Source organism: Nocardiopsis sinuspersici, from assembly GCF_001998325.1.
GTDB lineage: Bacteria > Actinomycetota > Actinomycetes > Streptosporangiales > Streptosporangiaceae > Nocardiopsis > Nocardiopsis sinuspersici.
The window spans coordinates 4,923,418-4,931,446 of the sequence record NZ_MCOK01000001.1 but is presented as its reverse complement, the minus strand read 5'-3'; the positions used below and the strand labels follow the sequence as shown (position 1 = coordinate 4,931,446).

5 protein-coding genes and 2 rRNA genes are annotated in these 8,029 nt (G+C 65.1%); 4 read left to right on the top strand and 3 right to left on the bottom strand.

Annotated elements, in window-relative coordinates; translation table 11 throughout:
• Positions 1–212: 212 nt before the first annotated feature.
• Both NOSIN_RS21370 and rrf read left to right on the top strand, forming a co-directional pair.
• Positions 213–3,306, top strand: a 23S ribosomal RNA gene (locus NOSIN_RS21370).
• Positions 3,307–3,399: 93 nt separating this feature from the next.
• A 5S ribosomal RNA gene (rrf, locus tag NOSIN_RS21365) occupies positions 3,400–3,515 on the top strand.
• A 206-nt stretch (positions 3,516–3,721) separates the two neighbouring features.
• On the opposite strand, the gene serB is transcribed toward rrf, so the two are convergent.
• Positions 3,722–4,954, bottom strand: a complete 1,233-nt coding sequence (serB, locus tag NOSIN_RS21360) for a phosphoserine phosphatase SerB (protein ID WP_077692460.1) — start codon at positions 4,952–4,954, stop codon at positions 3,722–3,724.
• 91 nt (positions 4,955–5,045) lie between these two features.
• On the bottom strand, positions 5,046–5,684 hold the full coding sequence (locus tag NOSIN_RS21355) for a DUF1707 SHOCT-like domain-containing protein (RefSeq protein WP_077692459.1): 639 nt from the start codon (positions 5,682–5,684) through the stop codon (positions 5,046–5,048).
• 203 nt (positions 5,685–5,887) lie between these two features.
• Here NOSIN_RS21355 and NOSIN_RS21350 point away from each other — a divergent pair, with 203 nt between their 5' ends.
• Entirely contained in the window at positions 5,888–6,322 is a 435-nt protein-coding gene (locus NOSIN_RS21350; RefSeq protein ID WP_143832971.1) for a hypothetical protein, read from the top strand.
• A 1-nt stretch (position 6,323) separates the two neighbouring features.
• Here NOSIN_RS21350 and NOSIN_RS21345 read toward each other — a convergent pair whose 3' ends face one another.
• Positions 6,324–7,106 (bottom strand): hypothetical protein, encoded by a 783-nt coding sequence (locus NOSIN_RS21345; RefSeq protein WP_077692457.1) that lies wholly within the window; start codon positions 7,104–7,106, stop codon positions 6,324–6,326.
• A gap of 65 nt (positions 7,107–7,171) precedes the next feature.
• Here NOSIN_RS21345 and NOSIN_RS21340 point away from each other — a divergent pair, with 65 nt between their 5' ends.
• Positions 7,172–7,957, top strand: coding sequence for an ABC transporter ATP-binding protein (locus NOSIN_RS21340; protein ID WP_077692456.1), 786 nt, complete (start codon positions 7,172–7,174; stop codon positions 7,955–7,957).
• Positions 7,958–8,029: the final 72 nt, after the last annotated feature.

Here is an 8,029-nt window from a genome sequence, read left to right as displayed (position 1 = left end):
GGGGGCGCGCTGTTGGGTGTCTGAGGAAGCAACCTCTGGCCGCTTGCTCTCCCATGGTGGGGGGTGGGTGGCCGGTGTTGGTTCCCGCGGACCGCCTCGGAGAACTCTCAGAGGTCGTCAGGACGAGGATCCTGGTGGCGTGAGTGGTGTCGGAGTATGCGGTTGGTGTTTTGATTTGTGAATAGTGTGCGCGAGCATCTTATTATCTGTAGTGGCCAAGTGATAGTGGCACACGGTGGATGCCTTGGCACCAGGCGCCGATGAAGGACGTGGGAGGCCGCGATAGGCCACGGGGAGCTGTCAACCGAGCTGTGATCCGTGGGTGTCCGAATGGGGAAACCTAGCCCGAGTTGTGTCGGGTTGCCGCTGCCTGAATGTATAGGGCAGTTGGTGGTGACGCGGGGAAGTGAAACATCTCAGTACCCGTAGGAAGAGTAAACAACAGTGATTCCCCTAGTAGTGGTGAGCGAACGGGGATGAGGCTAAACCGCATGCGTGTGATAGACGGCAGTCGTTGCGTGTGCGGGGTTGTGGGGTGCACCTGTCCAGGTCTGTCGGCCTGGAGCACTGAGTGGTTCTTCTAGCTGAATCCGTTGGGAAGCGGAACCGGAGCGGGTGAGAGTCCTGTAGGTGAAGGAAGAGCCTAGGTGTTGGTGTGTCCCCGAGTAGCGCGGAGCCCGTGAAAGTCCGTGTGAATCTGGCAGGACCACCTGCTAAGCCAAAATACGTCCTGGTGACCGATAGTGCACTAGTACCGTGAGGGAAAGGTGAAAAGTGCCCCGGTGAGGGGTCGTGAAATAGTACCTGAAACCGTGTGCTGTCAAGCCGTCAGAGCTGGAGCTTGTCTTTGGTGATGGCGTGCCTTTTGAAGAATGAGCCTGCGAGTCATGGTGTGTGGCGAGGTTAACCCGGGTGGGGTAGCCGTAGGGAAACCGAGTCTGAATAGGGCGGTTGAGTCGCATGCTGTGGACCCGAAGCGGAGTGATCTACCCATGTCCAGGGTGAAGCGGGGGTAAGACCTCGTGGAGGCCCGAACCCACCAGGGTTGAAAACCTGGGGGATGAGGTGTGGGTAGGGGTGAAAGGCCAATCAAACTCCGTGATAGCTGGTTCTCCCCGAAATGCATTTAGGTGCAGCGTCGTGTGTTTCTTGCCGGAGGTAGAGCGACTGTTTGGCTGATGGGCCCTACCAGGTTACTGACGTCAGACAAACTCCGAATGCCGGTGAAGTGAAGCGCGGCAGTGAGACTGCGGGGGATAAGCTTCGTAGTCGAGAGGGAAACAGCCCAGATCATCAGCTAAGGCCCCTAAGCGTGTGCTAAGTGGGAAAGGTTGTGGAGTTGCTGAGACAACCAGGAGGTTGGCTTAGAAGCAGCCATCCTTTAAAGAGTGCGTAATAGCTCACTGGTCAAGTGGTTCTGCGCCGATAATGTAGCGGGGCTTAAGCACACCGCCGAAGCTGTGAAGCTTACGTTCTTTGAGCGTGGGTTGGTAGGGGAGCGTCGTGCATCCGGAGAAGCTGCCGAGTGATCGTGTGGTGGAGGGTGTGCGAGTGAGAATGCAGGCATGAGTAGCGAAAGCAACGTGAGAAACGTTGCCGCCGATTGACTAAGGGTTCCTGGGGCAGGTTAATCCGCCCAGGGTGAGTCTGGACCTAAGGCGAGGCCGACAGGCGTAGTCGATGGATAACGGGTTGATATTCCCGTACCCGTGCACGAGCGTCCATGCTGAATCGGGTGATGCTAACCACGCTGGTTCTTGGTGGTTCCTTCGGGAACTGCCTCTGGACTGGTCTGGGATCCGATCCCGTAGTAGGCAAGTGATGGGGTGACGCAGGAGGGTAGCTCTACCCGGCGGTGGTTGTCCGGGGGTAAGCGTGTAGGCCGAGGGGTTGGCAAATCCGCCTCTCGTGTGGCTGAGACGTGATGCCGAGCCGTTTTAGGCGAAGTGAGTGATCCCATGCTGTCGAGAAAAGCCTCTAGCGAGTTCGTGTGTGGCCAGTACCCTAAACCGACGCAGGTGGTCAGGTAGAGAATACCGAGGCGTTCGGGTGAACCATGGTTAAGGAACTCGGCAAATTGTCCCCGTAACTTTGGGAGAAGGGGAGCCCTGTCTGGTGAAGACCTTCGCGGTCGGAGCTGGGTGGGGTCGCAGATAGCGGGGGGAAGCGACTGTTTATTAAAAACACAGGTCCGTGCGAAGTCGTAAGACGCTGTATACGGACTGACGCCTGCCCGGTGCTGGAACGTTAAGAGGACTGGTTAGTGGGGTTCGCCCCGCGAAGCTGGGAATCTAAGCGCCAGTAAACGGCGGTGGTAACTATAACCATCCTAAGGTAGCGAAATTCCTTGTCGGGTAAGTTCCGACCTGCACGAATGGCGTAACGACTTCCCCACTGTCTCAACCATGGGCCCGGTGAAATTGCACTACGAGTAAAGATGCTCGTTTCGCGCAGCAGGACGGAAAGACCCCGGGACCTTCACTATAGCTTGACATTGGTGTTTGGGATGGTTTGTGTAGGATAGGTGGGAGCCGGTGAAGCTGTCACGCTAGTGGCGGTGGAGGCGTTGGTGAAATACCACTCTGACTGTTTCGGGCATCTAACTTTGGACCGTGATCCGGTTCGGGGACAGTGTCTGGTGGGTAGTTTAACTGGGGCGGTTGCCTCCCAAAGAGTAACGGAGGCGCCCAAAGGTTCCCTCAGCCTGGTTGGTAATCAGGTGTTGAGTGTAAGTGCACAAGGGAGCTTGACTGTGAGACGGACGTGTCGAGCAGGAGCGAAAGCTGGGACTAGTGATCCGGCACCGGCGTGTGGAAGCGGTGTCGCTCAACGGCTAAAAGGTACCCCGGGGATAACAGGCTGATCTTCCCCAAGAGTCCATATCGACGGGATGGTTTGGCACCTCGATGTCGGCTCGTCGCATCCTGGGGCTGGAGTTGGTCCCAAGGGTTGGGCTGTTCGCCCATTAAAGCGGCACGCGAGCTGGGTTTAGAACGTCGTGAGACAGTTCGGTCCCTATCCGCTGTGCGCGTTGGAGACTTGAGAAGGGCTGTCCCTAGTACGAGAGGACCGGGACGGACGAACCTCTGGTGTGCCAGTTGTCCTGCCAAGGGCATGGCTGGTTGGCTACGTTCGGGAGGGATAACCGCTGAAAGCATCTAAGCGGGAAGTCTGCTTCGAGATGAGGTCTCCTGCCTCCTTTGAGAGGGTAAGGCTCCCTGTAGACGACGGGGTTGATAGGCCGGGTGTGGAAGCCCTGTGAGGGGTGGAGCTGACCGGTACTAATAGGCCGAGGGCTTGTCCGCTGCAGATAATTGGATGTTCGCGCACACTTGTTCACGAAGCTTGCTCGTGGCTGCTCCCCTTTTGGTGGGTTGAGTGGTTGTGGGTGTTGGTTTCCGTGGTGGTTATTGCTGGAGGGTCACACCCGGTCTCTTTCCGAACCCGGTCGTTAAGTCTCTTTGCGCTGATGGTACTGCCCTGTGGTGGGGTGGGAGAGTAGGTTGCTGCCACGGTTTTTCTTGAGGGAGGGGGTCGCCTGTGGGCGGCCCCCTCCTTTTTGTGTGTGGGCTTGTGCGTGTGTGAATGCGGGGTGGGGGTTGTTGTTCCCCGCTCCCCGGGGAAGCCGGCAGGGGTGGGGCGCCCAGCGGACCTTGACCGTGGCGGGCCCCGACCGCGCGACCGTGGGACGAACAGCGGCGGGCAGCGGCTCGGAGGGAGCTCAGAGAGAGGGAAGCTCTGCCTGGACGTGGAGGTCAGCGGCTTCGATCTCCTCGCGGGTGATCCCGAGGATGAACGCGATCGTGTCCAGGTAGGGCACGTTCACCGAGGTGTCGGCCTGCTGGCGCACGACCGGCTTGGCGTTGAAGGCCACGCCCAACCCCGCGACCTGGAGCATGTCCAGGTCGTTGGCGCCGTCACCGACGGCCACGGTCTGCTCCAGGGGCACACCGGCGTCCGCGGCGAACCGCTCCAGGGTGGTCGCCTTGCCCTTGCGGTCGATGATGGGGCCGACCAGTTCACCCGTCAGCTTGCCGTCGACGACTTCCAGGGTGTTCGCGGCGGCGTAGTCCAGGCCCAGGCGCTCCACGAGCACGTCGGTGATCTGGGTGAAGCCGCCGCTGACGATCCCGAACTCGTAGCCCAGGCGCTTCAGGGTGCGTACGAGGGTCCGCGCACCCGGGGTCAACTGGATCTCCTCGCACACCTTGCCGATGGCGGAGGCGTCCAGGCCCTTCAGCAGCGAGACACGGCGGCGCAGCGACTCCTCGAAGTCCAGCTCTCCGCGCATGGCCTCCTCGGTGACCCGGGCGACCTCGTCGGCGCAGCCCGCGTGGGCCGCCAGGAGCTCGATCACCTCGCCCTGGATCAGGGTGGAGTCCACGTCCATGACGATGAGGTGCTTGCCGCGCCGGTGCAGACCGCTGCGCTGCACCGCGACGTCCACCCCCTGGGTGGAGGCCTCCATGGCCAGTTCGGCGCGAAGCTGGTCGGCGTCTCCGCCGGAGATCTCCATCTCCACGGAGGTCACCGGATAGCTGGACAGGCGCTCGATCCGGTCGATGTTGGCACCCGCGCGCGCCACGCACGACGTGATGGCGCCCAGGGCTCCGGGTCGCAGCGGGTCGGCCAGGACGGTCACGTGCAGGTGGCCGGGCCCGAAGGCGTTCACACGGCCGTTGCCCTCGCCGTAGCCGACCTCCATGTCGAGGTCGATCGCGGTCTTGTCGAGCGCGCCGCGGACCTCCTCGAAGACCCGTCGGCGGCTCACGCCGGGGGCCACCCGCTCGTCCACCCCGAGGACCGCGCCCAGGACCAGGCGTCCCGCGAGGACCACCTGTTCGAGGTCGACGATGGTCACCGGGAAGACGGAGAGAGTGCTCAGGAGACGGGCGCTGATGCCCGGACGGTCGTGGCCGGTCACCGTCACCAACAGCGTGGATTTCTCATTCATGGCGCCACCCACGGTACTCGGCCCCGGTGAGGGGTGAGCGCGCAGGGCAGGCCCTTTTTCCAGCTGGTTCACTATGTGGACGGCCGGAGGGTCACCTTTTCTTCTTCTTGCGCTTGGGACCCTTGGCCTTGATGTCCACCCCGCCCAGCATGCAGGTGCCCGTCAGCCGCACGACCGGGGCGTTCGGGTCGGTGACCTGGTCCGTCTTGTGCATGTCCGTACCGCCCAGGATCGCAGACGTGTTGTTGATCACCCTGACCCCGTGCGGCACGGTGATGTCCACCCCGCCCAGGATCACCGCGACCTGGATGGTCACCTCGTGCTGGCTGAGTACGGCCTCGCGCAGGTCCAGTTCGACCCCGCCGCAGAGCACGGACACGTTCGTCCGGGGCTCGACCAGCCAGCGTCCCTTGCGCTCGCAGCCGCCGAACACCGCGACCAGGTTCTCCGATCCCTTGCTCTGCCCGGCCAGGTCGCGGGCCTCGCTGCCCAGGATCTCCATGCCGCTGGGATCCGACGAGTGCCTCTCCATGGACGCGTAGTCGTAGCCGGGGCTCGGCAGGTCCTCCACGATGGGGGCGAGCTCGCCGACGGTCTTGGCCCTGTACAGGGTGTCCAGCCGCTCCTCGTGCTCCACGGGGCTGAGGCGTCCCTCAGCCAGGGCCTCACGCAGCCGTTCGGCGACCTTGTCACGGTCCGCGTCGGAGGCTCGGATGTGCTCGGGCTGCATGATGACGGGTCTCCTCGTTTCCATCCGTGGGGCCGGCCGGGTTCCCGGCCCGCCACACATCCAGTATCGGCGCTTCCCCGCTCTCCCGGATCAGGTATCTCCCCTGGCGTTACCCGGAGAACGCGGCCCCGCACCCCAGGGTGCCGGTCACGGCCAACAGCGGGGCGGGAGGGGGAGGCGCCTCGCCGCCGGCCGCCCGGATCGTGGAACTGATCGACTCCGGTGGCGCGTCCGAGCCGCCGTCGAACGCGGGGCCGCTGGCCGTGGACGCCGTCCTGCTCACCCTGGCCGCCGCTGGCGTGCCGGCGGCCTGGCGCGGTGTACGGCGCGCGGCCGACTGGGCCCGCGCGCGCGGGGACCGGCCCTGGCGGACCGGGTCGGTGCGCCTCCTGCCCTACGCCGTGCCTCCGCTGCTGTTGGCCACCCTGCACGAGGTGATCGGGTGGCTGTTCGGGGGCAGGGACGTGGCGTGGTTCCAGGTGCCCTACCTCTTCACGTCGTTCTGGGCGGCGCTTGTCGCGGTCACCCTGGCCTGCGCGGTGGTCGTCTCGGCACGTGTGGTCCGCCTTCTCACCTCGTCGCCCGCCTCGTACCGGCAAGCCGCGGAACCGCCTCCCGAGTCCGACGCACACCCCTGACTCAGGGCCGAGGCGAACCGAGCCCGGGCAGGGCGATCGACGCGTGCGCGGCCACCAGGGCCCTGCGTACGGCGGAGTCCAGCCTCCGCAGCGCCTCGCTCCGGGCCGACACCTGCTGGGCGGTCATCCCGCGCCCCGACGACGGCTCGGCCAGCTCCACCACCTTCGCCAGCCGCTCGGCCTGCGCCACCACCCGGTGGGCGCGCGCCGGGTACCCGCGCGCCAGGGACGGCGCCTCCCGGCCGTCCGGACCGTCCAGCCGGCGGTGTACGCCCGGCGCGAACGAGGCGATGTCGTCCACGCCCTCCATCAGTCCGGCGACCTCGATGACGGTGAGCTTCAGGGCCTGTTCCGCCTCGGCCAGGCCCGGTACCTGGGGAGGGGCGCTGTTCGCCGGATACGGCGTCCAGGCGACGCCCACATAGGATGAACCACGCCGGTCGGCGGCGGGCACCAGGCCCACCTGCCGGTCGGCGAGCTGCACCAGCACCCCCTCCTGCGCTTCGACGGCGGCCTGGTTGAGTTCCTTGGGGCCCACCAGCCCGAGGGGATCCCCCCAGGCGGGCAGCGCCAGCCGGAACGCGGACAACCCCAGGCCACGGAGCCGTGCCAGTGCCACTCGCAGCGGTACGCCGCTGTCGAAGGGCAGGTCCGCTGCGGGTACTGTCCCGATCAGGCTGGGGCCGCCACGCCGTTCGACGGCGTCCACGGCGTCGTCGAGTCCGACGTGTCCGGACAGCCAGGCGTTGCCCCAGGCGACGAGTGGTGCGGACGTGAGATGCATTGCTTCAGGGTAGGTCGGCCCGTGCACCGGCGTGGGACGTATGGGACGTGATGTGAGGGAGGATGATGGACGGGCGGGTTCTGGGCCTGAACGGGGTCACGGTTCGACGAGGTGACGCCGACCTGCTGGACGGCGTGGACTGGACGGTGCTGGAGGGCGAGCGCTGGGTGGTCCTGGGCCCCAACGGTGCGGGCAAGACCACACTGCTGAACGTGGTGTACAGCCAGACGCATCCCACCGCGGGAGAGGTGGAGATCCTCGGCGAGAGACTGGGCCGGGTGGACGTGTTCGAGCTACGTCCGCTCATCGGCTACGCGGGCGCCTCGGTGGCGTCGCGGATCGAGGAGGGCACCGAGGTCCTCGACATCGTGTTGAGCGCGGCCTACGGCTACGTGGGGCGCTTCCGCGAGGAGTACGGGACTCCCGACTACGGCCGCGCACGCGCACTGCTGGGCCACTGGGGGGTCGGTGACCTGGCCGACCGCCGGTTCCACACCCTGTCCGAGGGCGAGCGCAAACGCGTGCTGATCGCCCGTGCGCTGATGGCCGACCCCGAGCTGCTGCTCCTGGACGAGCCGGCCGCGGGGCTGGACCTGGGCGGCCGCGAGGACCTGCTGCGCAGGCTCGGCAACCTCGCCCGCAACGAGGCCGCGCCCTCGCTGGTCGTGGTCTCCCACCACGTGGAGGAGATCCCCGCGGGGACCACGCACGCGCTGCTGCTGCGCGGGGGGTCGGTCGTGCAGGCCGGTCCGATCGACGGGGTCCTGACCGCCGAGCACCTGTCGGAGGCCTTCGGCCTGCCGCTGAAGGTGGAGCGCGACGGTGAGCGCTGGACCGCGCGGGCCGTCTGATCCCCGTTTCCTTCTCCTCTCCGGCCTTCTCATCTCCATATTGGATTGCGATAAAGACAGAAATATATTGTC

Bases quoted from the DNA above. Each gene is read 5' to 3' on its own strand.
- NOSIN_RS21345 (WP_077692457.1), bottom strand. From the start codon at position 7,106: ATGCATCTCACGTCCGCACCACTCGTCGCCTGGGGCAACGCCTGGCTG.
- NOSIN_RS21340 (WP_077692456.1), top strand. From the start codon at position 7,172: ATGGACGGGCGGGTTCTGGGCCTGAACGGGGTCACGGTTCGACGAGGT.
- NOSIN_RS21355 (WP_077692459.1), bottom strand. From the start codon at position 5,684: ATGCAGCCCGAGCACATCCGAGCCTCCGACGCGGACCGTGACAAGGTC.
- serB (WP_077692460.1), bottom strand. From the start codon at position 4,954: ATGAATGAGAAATCCACGCTGTTGGTGACGGTGACCGGCCACGACCGT.